The 1,850-nt window shown below is 30.3% G+C and carries 2 protein-coding genes; both read left to right on the forward strand.

The window, feature by feature from the left end; translation table 11 throughout:
- Positions 1 to 165: 165 nt before the first annotated feature.
- The gene (locus E0K96_RS12020) at positions 166 to 366 is read left to right on the forward strand and encodes a hypothetical protein (protein ID WP_087244157.1); all 201 of its coding nucleotides are present in this window, start codon (positions 166 to 168) and stop codon (positions 364 to 366) included.
- A complete protein-coding gene (locus E0K96_RS12025; RefSeq protein WP_168083444.1) occupies positions 366 to 1,742 on the forward strand; it encodes an IS4 family transposase in 1,377 nt (458 codons plus the stop codon). Before E0K96_RS12020 ends, E0K96_RS12025 begins: the two co-directional genes overlap by 1 nt.
- Positions 1,743 to 1,850 lie beyond the last annotated feature (108 nt).

Below are 1,850 nucleotides of genomic sequence, written 5' to 3' on the forward strand. Positions count from 1 at the left end.
TCAATGTCGTCAATTTAACGACAAATTTAAATTAGAAATCTGACATATTCAGATTTCTTTTTTTGTTTATTAAGATTCATAAGTAATTATAGAAGTGATATATCATATTTAGTGAAATCTCAATGATTTAATGGTATAATTGTAGTATAGAAAAGGGGTGGTTTTATGTTTGTGAAGGTTGTTCAAAATAATAGAGGCAAAAAAGGAACTTATTTCTGTTCTCTTGTTGAGTCTTATCGTGATGGTGATAAAATCAAGCACCGCACTATTCGTAGTTTTGGTCTTCTTACTGAAGAACAGGTTCCCTATCTTAAAGCCATGTATGCTAAAAAGAAACCTAGACTTGTGTATGATGATGAAGAATAATGTCTATCTATTCTACATTTGAATATTTTGATGCTCTTTTGTCTCATCCTGATATTTTTGAGATTGCTAGAAAAGATCCTAGATATTTTACAAGAGATTCAAAATTAGGACTTACAGGACTGCTCAAGTTTCTCATATCTAGACAAGGTTACACAGTTGCCAATGAAATCAATCATTACTATTCATCTTTTGAATTGGAAAAGTCAGTTTCCAAGCAGGCGATATTTCAGGCACAGGAAAAGTTGGATTATAAGGTGTTTCCATATATAAATTCAAAGTTATGTAAGCACTATTATCAGAATAATGATTATGAAACATTGAAAGGATATACAGTTGTAGCTATAGATGGATCGGTTGGAGAAGCACCTTACACTGAAGAAAATGCTAGAGTTTTTGGAGTTAATGATCCCAATAGAAACAATTTATTTAAAGCTTCTCCAAGAATATCTGGATTTTTAGATGTATGCAATGGTATATATATTGATGTATTGATTAAATCTTATAAGGATTCTGAAATACCCATGGCATATGAACAAATGAATAATATTCATGATATTCTAGAAAAGCAGAAAGTTATATACATGGGTGACCGCAATTATCCATCAACTGATATCTTTGTTTATTATAATATGAAAGGCGATAAATTCTGTTACAGAGGAAAGCCAAACTTTTATAAGAAACAGCTAGAAAATATTGAAAGAGATGGTTGGATTGAAATAGATTTGGATGACAGATGGATTGATCGCTTTAAAATTGAAGAAGTCAAGGATTATGCCAGAGAGCATAGGAACTTCAGGTTAAGAGTCATCAAAGTTATGAAATCTGAATTAAGGCAATTAAAGGTTAGTGAAAAAGATGAAGAAATCATTATTTTCACGAATCTTGATGAAAATGAATGGTCAACAAAAGAAGTGCTACAGCTTTATGGAAACAGATGGTCAGCAGAAACCGGATATGATATCCTAAAAAATAAGGTTGAGATGGAAAGAGTAACGAGCGAAAAAGCAGAACTCATACTGCAGGAATTACATTCACAGGTTATAGTTCATAATTTAGCTGCAATGATAAAAAAAGAATCAGATAAACTTATCACACATACTGAAAAATATAATTATCAGACAAATATAAATAACCTGATACAATTATTAAGGGCTAATCTTGCAAAACTATTAAACATGAAAGATGAATTCAGGAGATTAATAAGTAAAATAATAAGAAAAGCCTCAAAAAATAAAGAGCCTATTCGACCCAATAGACTCTTTGGAAGATGGAATGTCTATACCAAGAAACCAACAACACTCAAATATAGAGTTGATGGCAAACGAAATCCCAAAGTTAGAAAAATGAAAAAGGGATATTTACGTATAAAACGCTAATCGGTAGTATAGACATCATTTTCTAAAAAAATTATAACTTAAAAACTTAAAAAAATCATTAAAAATGATCAGTATCTTTTTGTGCTTTTTTAGCACAGAAAGAAAAAA

The organism is Massilimicrobiota sp. SW1139 (assembly GCF_012027715.1).
Taxonomy (GTDB): Bacteria; Bacillota_I; Bacilli_A; order Erysipelotrichales; family Coprobacillaceae; genus Allocoprobacillus; species Allocoprobacillus merdigallinarum.

Excerpts from the sequence above, each read along its gene's own strand:
- E0K96_RS12020 (WP_087244157.1), top strand. The coding sequence starts at position 166 with ATGTTTGTGAAGGTTGTTCAAAATAATAGAGGCAAAAAAGGAACTTAT.
- E0K96_RS12025 (WP_168083444.1), top strand. The coding sequence starts at position 366 with ATGTCTATCTATTCTACATTTGAATATTTTGATGCTCTTTTGTCTCAT.